Raw genomic sequence first — 13,737 nt, 5'->3', positions numbered from 1 at the left:
GTTATACCACTCGGGGGTAGAAGGCGGCGGGTAAGATCGTACCATCTGGTATGGTCTTTCTTTTTAATCTCAATATACCCCCACTATGTATTGGAGTGAAAATAAATGGCAACTCAAGAAAAAACGTTACAAATTAATGGAATGACTTGTGCAGCATGCGCCAACCGAATTGAAAAGGGGCTTTCCAAAATAGAGGGCGTTGAACGAGCAAATGTGAATTTTGCATTGGAACGTTCAACAATCGTCTATGACCCAGATAAAACAAATGTCAATGAGTTTAAGGAAAGGGTTGAAAAGCTCGGCTACAGTGTCATTCAAGAAAAAGCCTCTTTTGATATTTCGGGCATGACTTGCGCGGCTTGCGCGACAAAGATAGAAAAAAGAATCAGCAAGATGGATGGGGTAGCTAATGCTAACGTCAACTTTGCGCTAGAAACAATTGCAGTTGAATATGACAGTAAACAGGTTCAAACTTCTGACATGATTACTGCTGTTAAGAAATTGGGCTATGAATTGATTCCGAAGCAAGATGGGCAAAACAAGATGGATCATAAAGAACAAGAAATCAAGAGGCAGCAGAGGAAGTTCATTATTTCGCTGATTCTGACGGCTCCTTTATTATGGACGATGGTAGCTCATTTTGAATTTTTGTCATTTATTTATTTGCCTAACGTTCTAATGAATCCGTGGGTACAGCTTGCGCTTGCAACGCCGGTTCAATTTTATGTTGGTGCCCAATTTTATAGAGGTGCTTTCAATGCTTTACGAAATAAAAGTGCCAACATGGACGTCTTGGTTGCACTGGGTACGAGCGCAGCGTACTTCTACAGTCTCTATTTGTCAATCGAATGGATGAGTACAGGTAGTGTCGGGCATCCGGAACTCTATTTTGAAGCTTCAGCTGTCATTATCACTTTAATTGTACTAGGTAAGTTATTTGAAGTTCGTGCAAAAGGGAAAACGAGTCAGGCTATTCAAAAGCTACTTGGTTTGCAGGCTAAAACAGCCCGAGTTCTGAGAAATAACACCGAACAAGAAATCCCAATTGAAGAAGTGGTGGCAGGAGATATTATCCTAGTCAAACCGGGTGAAAAGATTCCGGTGGATGGGGAAATTATTGAAGGACGATCTGCAATCGATGAATCGATGATAACGGGCGAAAGTATACCGATTGATAAAGTTGCGGGCGACGTTGTAATTGGTGCAACGATTAATAAGAATGGTTCGTTGCAAATCAAAGCAACAAAAGTGGGAAAAGATACAGCTTTAGCACAAATTGTCAAAGTGGTTGAAGAGGCACAAGGGTCTAAGGCAGATATTCAGCGATTGGCTGACCGAATTTCTGGAGTTTTCGTGCCTATCGTTGTTGTCATTGCAATTGTCATTTTCTTTATTTGGTATTTTGCTGTGACACCGGGTGATTTCCGCTCAGCTCTTATCCCGACCATTTCGATTTTGGTCATTGCTTGCCCATGTGCACTTGGATTGGCAACACCGACTTCTATTATGGCAGGTTCGGGTAGGGCTGCTGAAATGGGCCTTCTCTTTAAAGGCGGAGAACATTTGGAGAACACGCAGTCAATTGACACAGTCGTATTAGATAAAACAGGAACAGTCACAAAAGGTGAACCTGCACTAACAGATATTCTGGTCGCCGATGGATTTGATGAAGAGGAAGTTCTTCAATTGATTGGAACTGCTGAAAATCAATCGGAGCATCCATTGGCACAAGCAATTGTTAAGGGAGTCAAGGAGAAAGGTTTGTCGTTATTGGAGGCGACTGACTTTGAAGCTTTACCGGGATTTGGTATTCGGGCCGAAGTAAATGGTAGAGAAGTGTTAGTTGGCACAAGAAAATTGATGAGAGAGCGTAACATTGCAACTTTGGATTCAGAAGCCTCAATGGAGGAGCTGGAAAGTGAAGGGAAAACAGCTATGCTTGTAGCTGTAGATACTAAACTTGCTGGTGTTGTTGCAGTAGCTGATACAGTAAAAGGAACTTCAAAAGAAGCGATTGCCAGAATGCAGGAACTAGGACTGGAAGTCATTATGCTAACTGGTGACAATCAACGTACTGCAGAGGCCATTGCGCGTCAAGTAAACCTGTCTAACGTAATTGCAGAAGTGCTGCCGGAACAGAAAAGTGCAGAGATTAAAAAGCTTCAAGAACAAGGCAAGAAGGTGGCGATGGTCGGTGACGGCATTAATGACGCGCCAGCGCTTGCCATGGCAAATGTAGGAATGGCAGTCGGGACCGGTACGGATATTGCGATAGAGGCCGCTGACATCACTTTAATGCGGGGAGATTTAAATAGTGTTGCAGATGCGATTATCATGAGCCGAAAAACAATGCGAAATATAAAAGAGAACTTATTTTTCGCTTTCATTTACAACACAATTGGAATTCCGATTGCAGCAATTGGCTTATTAGCTCCTTGGGTAGCGGGTGCAGCGATGGCCTTCAGTTCGGTTTCCGTGGTGTTGAATGCATTGCGTCTACAGAAAGTGAAAATAAGGAATTAAAAATGAAAGGCCTATACCAACTCTTAACTGGAGTTGTTATAGGTCTTTTTATATCTAAAAAAGAACCCATCTTGGTATATTAGGTTGCTTTGATTGTCGTCTAACACATTCTGCTTGCTTGTCTTAATATCGATTGTGTTCACGTTCTGTTCATAAAAGGATGCTACTATAAAGTGTAAAAGAATGAGAGGTCGGATGATGAACAAGCCAATTAAAGTTCTCGTCATCGAGGATGATTCATACATTTGTGATTTGATCAATTTATACGCAGAAAAAAGTGGTTATAAAGTTAGCGTTGCAAACGATGGGGCAACTGGGTTAGATATGTTTCATGAAAGTCCACCTGATCTGGTCATCCTGGATATTATGCTGCCTGAAATGGACGGTTGGGAAGTTTGCAAGGAAATAAGGAGATTTGATAGAACTCCTATTATCATGTTGACCGGGAAAGGTGAAAGCTACGATAAGCTAAAAGGTTTTGACCTAGGGACAGATGATTACCTGGTGAAACCATTTGATCCGAATGAATTAATGGCACGGATCAAAGCGGTTCTTCGGCGAGCCAAACCGACATTAGATACTAATCAGATTATCGAGCTTCCTTTGTTAGAGATTAATCTTCATCAATACAAGGTAATTTATGATGAAAAGGAAATTGGTCTGGCACCTAAAGAAATGGAGTTGCTGCATTTTCTCGCCATCCATCCCAATCAAGTATTCACTCGTCAGCAACTTTTGGAACAAATATGGAGCTTGGATTTTGAAGGGGATCCGAGAACGGTTGATGTGCATATCAAAAGGATTCGAGATAAATTAGGAAATGCCAACTCTAACTGGAGAGTGAAAACTATAAGAGGAGTCGGATATAAATTTGAGGTGTACAGCCATTGATTCGAATAAAAAGTATTTTTGTTAAGCTGTTTATCACATATATCGTCATATTAATTGTGTCACATTTTATTTTTGCTACTACTTCATATTTGCTATTTCAGAACAACCTTACTGAAATGCACCTTAATCTTGAGGGTATAAACCAATTGAAATACATGTTAATAACTTCTTCTATTATTTCTATAACGATTACAGGTTTATTTACCTATTACATCACTAAAAGAATTACCGCTCCACTTCGGGAAATGAATCGGGTTGCCCTTCAAATCGCTAGAGGAGATTTTAATCAAAGCGTTAAGATCAGGACACATGACGAACTGGGGGAACTGGGACAAACATTCAACCATATGACACATGAGTTGGCCAGCTTGGACAAGATGAGAAAGGATTTTGTCGCCAATGTTTCCCATGATCTACGCTCACCACTCACTTCAATTCATGGGTTTGCGACGGCATTTCTTGATGATAAAATCCCCAATGATAAAAAACGACATTATTTTAGCGTCATTAAAGAACAAACTGAACGAATGATAAAGCTTGTAAATGATATTCTGGATATGTCTCAAATCGAATCGGGACAATTAGAAATTCGTCCAGCACTTTTTAATTTGTCAGAGCTGGTACGCCAAGTCATGGCTCGCATGGAAGTTGAGTTTGTAAATAAAAATTTGAATGTAGAGTTAATATCTAGAGAAGAACAAGATATCTACGTATTTGCCGATGCTGATCGGATAGATCAAGTGATAGTTAATTTAATTCAAAATGCAGTACAATTTTCCACCTACAATAGTTCAATAAAAGTGTTTCTAAACAAGGGAGAACGAGCGGTGGTGTCGATTCGTGATTATGGACCGGGAATCAGTCAAGAAGAAATTCAAGCTATTTGGGAAAGATTTTATAAAGCTGATGCAGCTCGTACAAATAAGGCGGGCACAGGGCTAGGCTTATCCATTGTTAAGCACATATTAGATCTTCATCAAACCGATATTAAAGTGGAAAGTGAAGTAGGGACAGGAACAACCTTTACTTTTTCACTACCATTGACTTTGAACGAATCTACTAACAGGAAATAGGTAATTCTCTGTTCATCATCCGTTCATAATACATTGTTATACTAAATTGACATTAGGTTTGAATACTAAGGAGGAAATCTAGATGAAAGAATTATTATCAAAGATGTGCAACAGAGGAGGATACACATATGGCTGACCGTAAAACGACTTCAAATACACCTCGCTGGGTAAAAGTGTCTGGGATAATCGCAATCGTTCTAGTGTTACTAGTCATCCTTATTATGATCGTCAGTGGTGGTAAACACGGCCCTGGTCGCCACCTACCGTCTTCAACCGGCGTTGAGCAAAGTGTGGAACAGCCATGGTCATGAAACCCGCTCTCCGCAAGTTAGCACTCACTGTGCATATCGCTTCTTCGGTGGGCTGGCTCGGCGCGGTAGTTGGTTTCCTGATACTTGTTGTTGCGGCTCTCTCCAGTCAAGATACTAAGACAGTTCAAGCTGTATGGATAGCGATGGAGTTGATTGGTTGGTTCGCTATTGTCCCGTTGGCTCTTTTCTCTCTACTTACTGGGCTTGTTATGTCAATGGGAACCAAGTGGGGGTTAGTAAGGCATTACTGGGTCCTTTTCAAACTTCTGCTAACTATACTAGCGACTACCGTCTTGTTGCTGAATATGCAGACAGTGAGCTTCTTTGCTGAAGTTGCGATAGGGACGGGAAGTGCTGATCTTGGAGGGATGTGGGGTGAATTGCTCCATGCCGGGGGCGGCCTGCTAGTATTGCTCATCATCACAATATTATCGGTCTATAAGCCGCGAGGTATGACGCGGTATGGGCTGCGCAAGCAAGAACAACAGCGTAAGGTCACGACGATAGACTAAATAAGAGAACCCATGCCAACTTCTATAAGAGTTGGCATGGGTTTTCTTATTTCGTATTCCACAGACTATGCAAATTCTATGCATTAATTATGACGAATTTTAGACACACCTGTCGCATGCATATTTTTTTCATATGTTCTTGTTATGCTGAAAATAGAAATAATCATAGAGAGGGGAAAAAAGTGATGGGAATCAAGATAAAACTTGCCGCAGCGGCAATTAGTATATTGGTTATCAGCGGTTGTAGTAATAACGTTCAGCCTGAGAAGGAAATGGATCATTCAACAATGAATCATGAAATGGAGGAAATGGATCATTCCACTATGGGTGAAATGATGGAAGGGCATATGAGTCATGACGAGGTAGTTATGTTAAACGACTCAACAGGGGAAAATGAATTGAAAATCCCTACTATGCTTGAACAGGATGACGGTGAAGATGTCGTATACACGGTTCGGGCACAAAAAGGAAAGACCGAAATATTCAATGAGACTGAAACTGAAACGTATGGATACAACGGGTCGTTTTTAGGACCAATGCTCCGTTTTGAGAAAGGTGACAAAGTTAAAATTAGAACGATAAATGAGTTGGATGAAGCGACGACTTTTCACTGGCACGGCCTGGAAGTACCCGCTGACGTTGATGGAGGACCGCATGATGGACTTGAACCGGGAGAAGAAAAAGTAATTGAATTTGAAGTGACACAAGAAGCGTCAACATTATGGTTTCATCCACATCCCGAAGGAAAAACATCTGAACAGGTATACAATGGACTTGCCGGTTTGATTTATATTGAAGATGATAATTCGAAAAGCCTTGGGTTGCCAAGTATTTATGGTGAGAATGATATTCCTTTAATTTTTCAAGATCGGAAATTTGATGATAAGAAACAATTGAATTACAGTGCTGCAAAGAATGAAGATGGAACAATCGGCAATACACTATTAGTCAATGGGACCTTGAATCCCAAGTTGACTGTCAACAAAGAGAAAGTACGTCTCCGTTTACTAAATGGGTCTAATGCGCGGAACTTTACTTTTAAATTGAATACGGGTGATTCTTTTGTCCAAATCGCTACAGATGGCGGCTTCTTGAATGAACCGGTCACTTTAAAAGAAGTAACACTGACACCTTCTGAGAGGGCTGAAATTATTGTTGATTTTTCACAACTTGATACAGAAAAGGATTTGGCGTTAACGAATGAGGATGGATCTATTCTTTTACCATTTGAGGTTTTAGATAAAAGTAGAGCGATTAGTAAGATTCCAGGAGTAATGAATGATATATCATTAACAGAGGAAGAAATGGATCTGCCAGTCACAAAAAAGATGGAACTATTTGGGATGATGGATATGGTAACGATAAATGGAAAGAAGTACGATCCGGAGAGAATTGACTTCACACAACAGCAAGGGGTTAAGGAAGTCTGGGAAATTTACAATAAGCCGGACGATATGGGCGGTATGATTCATCCATTTCACATCCACGGAACGCAATTTAAAATAATTTCCAGGAATGGAGAAGCACCGCCTGAAAATGAGCGGGGATGGAAAGACAGTATTGCGATTCAACCAGATGAGACGGTAAAAATAGCTATACAATTTAATCATAAGGGTGTTTATATGTTCCATTGTCATATTCTCGAACATGAAGACAATGGTATGATGGGACAAGTAAAAGTCGAATAAAGATCAATCTATTTAATTGAGTTAGAAAGCAGTAACAGCCAGTGTGTAGTGGTTCACACTGGCTGTTTTGGAATTCTTCTAAGGAAAAAATTTCATTCTATCTAAAGGTAGGCCAAATAATGCTTCAAAAAATCAAGCCATATTCAAAGAATAAGAATAAGAAGAAAAAGAAAAAGTCCTTGCTCGCTGTTCTTTTATATTTTGCAATTGTATTATTTTTTATTTGGTTACTAATCGTTTCTATGCTTGCTTTATATATTCGGAAAGATGAAAACAAAGAAAATCCCGTGTCTGGAAGTGACTCCTCTTTTTCAAACTTTGAGATGGAAACGTTAGACAAACATTCAGGTATTCCGAATCCAGTTACAGAATTCAACATGTCAATTAATAGCACACCAGATGAAAAAATTATGAAGAATAAAGAGCAACAACCAGATAGAGATGAATTCAAACCGCTCATGAAAGATCTTTTGAAAGATGGTGAGCTTACATTTAAGAATCTTGATGCTATCTTTGCGAATATGAAATCTCCCGAAATGATTCCTAAAGATTCTATACACTCGACTTTCGGCAGAGATGTTATTTTTATTTATCACACACATAACAGGGAATCCTTCTTACCGTATTTAAAAGACAGAAATAAACCGGAAGGAGCGTATCACTCAAAAGCGAATATGACATTGGTTGGTGAAATGCTTGGCAAAGCATTGGAAAGAAGAGGAGTAGGAACGAAAATGGATTCAACTGATATTGTCCAAGAACTAAGTTTGCGAGGATTAGACTATAATAGTTCTTATCAGCTTTCAGGAGAAATAGTTAGGACAGCGCGGGGCGAAAATAAAGATTTAGATATTTTCTTAGACTTACATCGTGATTCATTGCGGAAAGATTCTACCACCATAAAAATAAATGGGGAAAACTATGCCCGGCTATTGTTCGTTGTGGGAACTGGACATGAAGATTACGCAAAGAATCTTTCTTTTGCTGAGGAAGTGCATAATGTTCTTTCAAAGCAGTATCCCAGTTTGTCAAAAGGAATATTGAAAAAGGACAAAAGCCAAGGCAATGGAGTTTATAACCAAGATCTTTCTCCAAATTCCATTATTGTTGAAATTGGAGGTGTCGATAATACAGTAGAGGAACTACAGCGAACTGTCGAAGCATTGGCGGATGAGTTAAGCGAATATTATTGGCACGGGAAAAGCAATTTAGATAAATGATTTAATGAATATAAGGACTTTTTAAGGAGATGCCCACTTCCCGTTTAAAATAATTCCTTAAGGGAAAAATTACACCGAATGAAAATCTCAGGAGGTGAGACCGTGAATACGAAATACGCAGAAACACTTAAGGCGATTCTAGAATGCCTAGAGGAATGTAATACTTGTTTTGATGCATGCTTGAAAGAAGAAGATGTTAAGATGATGGCTGAATGCATACGATTGGACCGTGAATGTGCCGATGTTTGTGCGTTCACTGCACAGGCTATAACTCGCAACAGCCCATTTACTAATCAGATTTTAGAACTTTGTGCAGAGGTCTGCGACCGTTGCGCGGAAGAGTGTGCTAAACATGACGAGGATCATTGCAAACGCTGTGCCGAATCTTGCAGAAAATGTGCCGAAGCATGCCGTCAAGCGGTGGCTTAAGCATACTGAAAAAACTTCATTGGAGGAGCTATCCCGAGAAACTAAAACAGTTTCTTGGAATAGCTTCTTTCATAAATATGTTAAATTAGAGGTGTATTCAAATGAAGAAGCATTTACTTCTTTTAGGTCTCGCGGTAGTCATTGGTTTAAGTGGATGTGGGAATAACACGACCAATGAGAAAAACACAGACGTCAATAATGAACCGAAACAGGAAGATATTGAAATGGAGATGCACCACCATTCCAGCTCAGGTGAAGTTCCGGCAAACTTAAAAGTAGCGGAAAATCCAACCTTTGAAGTAGGAAGTGAAGCAATTATTGAAACTGGTCATATGAAAGGAATGAAAGGTGCCGTAGCAACAATTGTAGGTGCTTATGATACTACTGCTTACGCTGTTTCATATACGCCGGTAACTGGTGGAGAAAGAGTGGAAAATCATAAATGGGTTATCCAAGAAGAGATTGAGGATGCTGATGGTAAAACTCTTGAACCAGGAGCTGAGGTCACCTTAGAGGCAGACCATATGAAAGGGATGAAAGGGGCATTAGCTGAAATTGATTCAGCTGAAAAAACTACTGTATACATGATCGATTTTACTCCGACTACCGGTGGTGAAGAAATGAATAATCATAAATGGGTTACGGAAAATGAACTCTCTCCAAAATAAAAAGATTTAGTAACTCTCATCCGAATTACGGTTTGGTGATGCTATTTATTTGGATAGCAGTCCACTTTGAAAAGAGCTAAACCAACCCTACGGTTTAGCTCTTTTTCATTTTTAGATATTAATAATTGGGTCTCGTTTATTGTAGAGAATTCGATACAACAATTACAGTTGCAGCTATAGGCAAAAAAACGCCATCCATAACGTAAGCAACCTGGCATGATTAGCAGCAAGTCAATTAATTTAAGACCTATGCAAATGAAACATTTTACAAAATAATGTTTAGCGTTTTTGCGCCTTTGACCGATAGTAAAGGGTGGTTTCTCCAAATCATCAGCCAAGAGGGGCAATGTCTGCGGTTTCCATAGCTGTATCAGTTTTGCCACGCGGATTACAATCCCCGCAGTCGCACTCCTCCTCGCAGTTTAATTAAATGAGAATAGCACATCGGGAATTGGAATAATCCAATTCTTTTTTGTTTTATCATTCAAACAGATGTTTGAATAATGTTGAAAATGGGTTATAATATATTCAAAGGAATATTTTAATGAGAGGGGAAGTTTCATAATTACATAAACTTCAGTTCTATTTGATGAATAATCCGATGAGACGCTGGTTAAAAAAATATTGAATTTAATACATTCAAGGAGTTTTTAGAAAAGAATAACTCTCTTTTGAGGGAAAGGTGTTAGATACTGGTTGTGGGTCAGGATACAGCACAAAGCTTATCCAGCAATTCTCTCCCGCTGAACTAATAGAGTATGATTTAATGTCATCGCAAATTTAAATAGCAAAACGGAAATATCCGGTATTGGATTTTTTTGTTAGGAATGTGTTACATCCACACTTTGATTCTGACAATTGTGGCGCTGTTTTTGTTTTTGGGATTTTGCATCATATCATCTAAAAACATTGGAGATGAAAAAATGATTGTAACGATGCTCACAGCAGCTGCTGTTTATTTAGCGACAGGGATTGACTACCTAATTATATTAATTCTTTTATTTTCGCAAATAAAAAAAGGACAGGCGAAGCATATTTGGATAGGACAATATATAGGTACCGCAATTATTATAGCAGTGAGTCTCTTAGTTGCTTTTGGAATTGCAAATTTCATTCCTCAGCAATGGGTTATAGGATTACTTGGACTTTTACCGCTTTATCTAGGTATTAAAGTTTGGATCAAGGGGGAAGAGGATGAAAATGAAAGTAATATTTTATCTCTATTTTCCTCCAAACGGTTTAATCAATTATATTTGACAGTTACTTTTATTGTTTTAGCTTCTAGTGCGGATGATTTTTCGATTTATGTACCGTACTTCACGACATTAAATACGATTGAAATTCTAGTTGCTATGATTGTTTTTTTAATTATGGTTGGTGTTTTATGCTATGTAAGTTATCGCTTAGCTTCCGTGAGTTACATATCCGAAAAAATAGAGAAATACGAACGCTGGATTGTACCAATTGTATTTATAGGGCTAGGGATTTACATCATGTATGAGAATGGTACATTCAATGCTATATTGTCATTTCTTTAAATGACTGAGGGATTAAAAATGTGTAAAATAGCGTCCTGAATAGTTTATACTCATTGTATTAACGGGTGTTAAATTTTCGAGGAAGTTCTATTTAAGTGTAGCCTTTATCACATTTGCCAATGGTGGAGACAATATTGGTTATGTTCCGTTCTTTTCTACTTTAAGTAACAACCAACTGATCATTACAGTTGGTTGTTACTTTATAAAGGGTGCAGTCTGGTGTTTAATCGGCTATCGTTTAGCACGGTCTAGATATGTTTCTGAAACACTTGAGAAATACGGTCGATGGGTTATTCCAATTGTGTTTATAGGATTATGAATATATATTATGTTAAAACAGAATACACTTTCTAGGATGTGGTCTTTCTTCGGATAATTAGATATTTATATTTCCAGTCATCTAAAGTGTTTATGATGATTTGATACTTTCTCGCTATGGATAAGGTGAAAAGCTTCTGAATGATTATCTAAAATTTCAAAAGGTGGTGTTACATATATGAAACTAAACAAAATTGAATTTATGTTAATGAATAACCCCGCAAGAAGACTTATGCAAAAGAGCCTTGAATTTAAAAAGTTTAAATACTTTCTAAATCGAAATGATATCAATCTAAAGGGAAAATCGATTTTAGATGCAGGTTGTGGATCAGGATATAGTACCTATCTTCTTGAGAAAGAATACTCTCCAAGTAAGCTATACGCTTTCGACTTAATGGAGAGTCAAATTGATTTGGCGAAGAAAAGAAAATTGAACGCTAATTTCTTCGTGGGAGACATTACAAAGATTGGTGTTCATGAGGAAGAATTTGATGCAGTTTTTGTATTTGGAGTTTTACATCATGTTCCAGCCTGGAAAGAGGCCATTAAGGAATTTTCTCGTGTATTAAAACCAGGTGGTGTCTTGCTTCTTGAAGACATGAATGGAGATGCATCTAAATTCTTTAAAAAGTACTTTGGCCTTGACCATCCTAACGAAGCATTTTTCGAGTGGAGTGAATTTACAAGTCATATAGAGGATAATGGGTTGCAAATTCTGTATCAAGAAAAAGTAATTTTTGAAGGCTTAAGAACGTTTTTATGTATAAAGCCAACGACCTTAAATAATATTTAGGGATTCATTAAAATCCGAACTTCAAATTATTGATTTAATAATCCTTTCATTTAAAACACTGATAAAAATTTACGTTTTTATAATGATAATATCAATTAATGCTAATCCATTAAACTAAATAATAGGACCTGCACTTATGATTGTGCAGGTCCAGGTGAATTAAATAAGCTCTAATTATTTTTTATTCAGCATATGAATAGCATATCCCATAACGCCTTCAGCAGCTTCCATGAGGGGTTCCGGTAAAGTTGGATGTGCATGAATCGTAAGGCTAAGATCTTCTGCTGTTGCTCCACACTCAATTGCAAGAACTGCTTCAGCGATGAGTGATGATACATCTGGTCCTACCATTTGTACACCTAACACCCGATTCGATTTCTTATCTGCTACAACTTTTACGAAGCCATCAGCGTCCGAAACAGCTAATGCTCTGCCGTTAGCTTGGAATGGGAAGCGACTGGAAATCGTTTCATACCCTTGTACTTTTGCCTCCATCTCTGTTAAACCTGTATAAGCTACTTCAGGATCACTAAAAATAACAAAAGGCATGGCCCGATAATCAATGACGCTTTTTTGCCCACTTATAACTTCAGCAGCTATCTTGCCTTCGTAACTCGCTTTGTGAGCAAGGAGGTCGCCACCAGCACAGTCACCAATCGCATATACATGTTCCACGTTTGTTTGACATTTTTCATTTATCTTAATAAAACCGCGTTGATCTAATTCGACCCCGATATTTTCTAATCCGATTTTACCTGTGTTCGGTTTTCTTCCAATGGAGACTAAGCAATAGTCACCCCTGATCAACTCTTCCTCTCCATTAACAAGAACCTTAATGTTTACTTCATCGCCTGTATTTTCTCCACCTTGGACTAAAGCATTCGTTATGAGTGTAATTCCCAGTTCCTTTAATTGACGTTTCACGACATTTGTAAGCATAGGGTCCGTACCTGAAAGAATTGTATCTGATCCCTCAAGGATAGTTACTTTAGCTCCGAATTTAGCATAAGCAGTTCCTAACTCTAAACCGATATAACCACCACCTACTACAACTAAATGTTTCGGTACTTCTTGAAGCGTTAATGCTTCAGTTGAAGAAATGATTCTTTTATTATCAAATGGCATACTTTTTAACTCGATAGGTAGAGACCCGATCGCAATAATTAGATCTTTGTAAGAATAGAATTGTTCTTCGTTTCCAATTTTGATCCTGGCAACATGGGGTTCAGTAAGAAACGCTTCTCCACTAATGACTACCACTCCATTGCCTTTCAGCAAAGTCCGAACGCCATTCGTTAGTTTCTCCACTATTCCGTCCTTCCACTTAACTACCTCTGGCATCTCTACTTCCACTTCACCAGAAACCTTGATCCCCATTGTATTAGCATGTTTGATGTGTTTCACTCGTTCGGAAGCGCTGATAAGAGCCTTTGAAGGAATACACCCACGGTTAAGGCAAACCCCTCCTAATTCTGCTTTATCCACCAACACCACCTTTTTCCCCAATTGAGCGGCACGTATGGCAGCTACATATCCCCCTGATCCTGCGCCAATAATTAACAAATCAACATTTTTTATTCCTTTAGAAGTCATTTTAGTTTCCTCCTTGGATATTAAGAATGAAAAAATCATTATTGCCTTAGAGTGACAGCGTCTATGTTCCTATGTACATCTATTTGGAATATAAACTGATATTTAACATATACCCAATCTTTCCATTTTTAATTAGGCACGATATTTAGAAGCTATACCTTTAATAAGTATTTTTAAAAG

12 protein-coding genes and 1 pseudogene are annotated in these 13,737 nt (G+C 38.5%); 12 read left to right on the top strand and 1 reads right to left on the bottom strand.

Annotation, left to right across the window (positions count from 1 at the left end):
* Positions 1–105 precede the first annotated feature (105 nt).
* The 12 genes and pseudogenes from M3152_RS10770 (at position 106) to M3152_RS10715 (ending at position 11,964) form a co-directional block, all read left to right on the top strand.
* On the top strand, positions 106–2,523 hold the full coding sequence (locus M3152_RS10770) for a heavy metal translocating P-type ATPase (RefSeq protein WP_251695115.1): 2,418 nt from the start codon (positions 106–108) through the stop codon (positions 2,521–2,523).
* 198 nt (positions 2,524–2,721) lie between these two features.
* Positions 2,722–3,414, top strand: a complete 693-nt coding sequence (locus M3152_RS10765) for a response regulator transcription factor (protein WP_251695114.1) — start codon at positions 2,722–2,724, stop codon at positions 3,412–3,414.
* Entirely contained in the window at positions 3,411–4,487 is a 1,077-nt protein-coding gene (locus tag M3152_RS10760; RefSeq protein ID WP_251695113.1) for a sensor histidine kinase, read from the top strand. The genes M3152_RS10765 and M3152_RS10760 overlap by 4 nt, the downstream gene beginning before the upstream one ends.
* A 128-nt stretch (positions 4,488–4,615) precedes the next feature.
* Entirely contained in the window at positions 4,616–4,798 is a 183-nt protein-coding gene (locus M3152_RS10755) for a hypothetical protein (RefSeq protein ID WP_251695112.1), read from the top strand.
* On the top strand, positions 4,789–5,310 hold the full coding sequence (locus M3152_RS10750; protein WP_251695111.1) for a DUF2269 domain-containing protein: 522 nt from the start codon (positions 4,789–4,791) through the stop codon (positions 5,308–5,310). The genes M3152_RS10755 and M3152_RS10750 overlap by 10 nt, the downstream gene beginning before the upstream one ends.
* Positions 5,311–5,495: 185 nt before the next feature.
* Complete coding sequence (locus M3152_RS10745) at positions 5,496–6,998, top strand: multicopper oxidase domain-containing protein (protein WP_251695322.1); 1,503 nt, start codon at positions 5,496–5,498, stop codon at positions 6,996–6,998.
* 119 nt (positions 6,999–7,117) lie between these two features.
* On the top strand, positions 7,118–8,218 hold the full coding sequence (locus M3152_RS10740; protein WP_251695110.1) for a stage II sporulation protein P: 1,101 nt from the start codon (positions 7,118–7,120) through the stop codon (positions 8,216–8,218).
* Positions 8,219–8,320: 102 nt separating this feature from the next.
* Positions 8,321–8,647, top strand: a complete 327-nt coding sequence (locus M3152_RS10735; RefSeq protein WP_251695109.1) for a four-helix bundle copper-binding protein — start codon at positions 8,321–8,323, stop codon at positions 8,645–8,647.
* A gap of 101 nt (positions 8,648–8,748) precedes the next feature.
* Complete coding sequence (locus M3152_RS10730; protein WP_251695108.1) at positions 8,749–9,315, top strand: YdhK family protein; 567 nt, start codon at positions 8,749–8,751, stop codon at positions 9,313–9,315.
* A gap of 923 nt (positions 9,316–10,238) precedes the next feature.
* On the top strand, positions 10,239–10,853 hold the full coding sequence (locus M3152_RS10725) for a CadD family cadmium resistance transporter (protein WP_251695107.1): 615 nt from the start codon (positions 10,239–10,241) through the stop codon (positions 10,851–10,853).
* 79 nt (positions 10,854–10,932) lie between these two features.
* Positions 10,933–11,172 (top strand): annotated as a pseudogene (locus M3152_RS10720) (cadmium resistance transporter); the annotation flags it as partial.
* Positions 11,173–11,349: 177 nt separating this feature from the next.
* On the top strand, positions 11,350–11,964 hold the full coding sequence (locus tag M3152_RS10715; protein ID WP_251695106.1) for a class I SAM-dependent methyltransferase: 615 nt from the start codon (positions 11,350–11,352) through the stop codon (positions 11,962–11,964).
* A 174-nt stretch (positions 11,965–12,138) separates the two neighbouring features.
* On the opposite strand, the gene lpdA is transcribed toward M3152_RS10715, so the two are convergent.
* Positions 12,139–13,557, bottom strand: coding sequence for a dihydrolipoyl dehydrogenase (gene lpdA / locus M3152_RS10710; protein WP_251695105.1), 1,419 nt, complete (start codon positions 13,555–13,557; stop codon positions 12,139–12,141).
* Positions 13,558–13,737 lie beyond the last annotated feature (180 nt).

The organism is Sporosarcina luteola (genome assembly GCF_023715245.1).
Classification (GTDB): domain Bacteria; phylum Bacillota; class Bacilli; order Bacillales_A; family Planococcaceae; genus Sporosarcina; species Sporosarcina luteola_C.
Note: the sequence above shows the minus strand (reverse complement) of the source record. Positions and strands in the feature narration are given on the sequence as shown.

Excerpts from the sequence above, each read along its gene's own strand:
- M3152_RS10770 (WP_251695115.1), top strand. The coding sequence starts at position 106 with ATGGCAACTCAAGAAAAAACGTTACAAATTAATGGAATGACTTGTGCA.
- M3152_RS10725 (WP_251695107.1), top strand. The coding sequence starts at position 10,239 with ATGATTGTAACGATGCTCACAGCAGCTGCTGTTTATTTAGCGACAGGG.
- M3152_RS10730 (WP_251695108.1), top strand. The coding sequence starts at position 8,749 with ATGAAGAAGCATTTACTTCTTTTAGGTCTCGCGGTAGTCATTGGTTTA.
- M3152_RS10765 (WP_251695114.1), top strand. The coding sequence starts at position 2,722 with ATGAACAAGCCAATTAAAGTTCTCGTCATCGAGGATGATTCATACATT.
- M3152_RS10755 (WP_251695112.1), top strand. The coding sequence starts at position 4,616 with ATGGCTGACCGTAAAACGACTTCAAATACACCTCGCTGGGTAAAAGTG.
- M3152_RS10745 (WP_251695322.1), top strand. The coding sequence starts at position 5,496 with ATGGGAATCAAGATAAAACTTGCCGCAGCGGCAATTAGTATATTGGTT.
- lpdA (WP_251695105.1), bottom strand. The coding sequence starts at position 13,557 with ATGACTTCTAAAGGAATAAAAAATGTTGATTTGTTAATTATTGGCGCA.
- M3152_RS10750 (WP_251695111.1), top strand. The coding sequence starts at position 4,789 with ATGGTCATGAAACCCGCTCTCCGCAAGTTAGCACTCACTGTGCATATC.
- M3152_RS10740 (WP_251695110.1), top strand. The coding sequence starts at position 7,118 with ATGCTTCAAAAAATCAAGCCATATTCAAAGAATAAGAATAAGAAGAAA.
- M3152_RS10715 (WP_251695106.1), top strand. The coding sequence starts at position 11,350 with ATGAAACTAAACAAAATTGAATTTATGTTAATGAATAACCCCGCAAGA.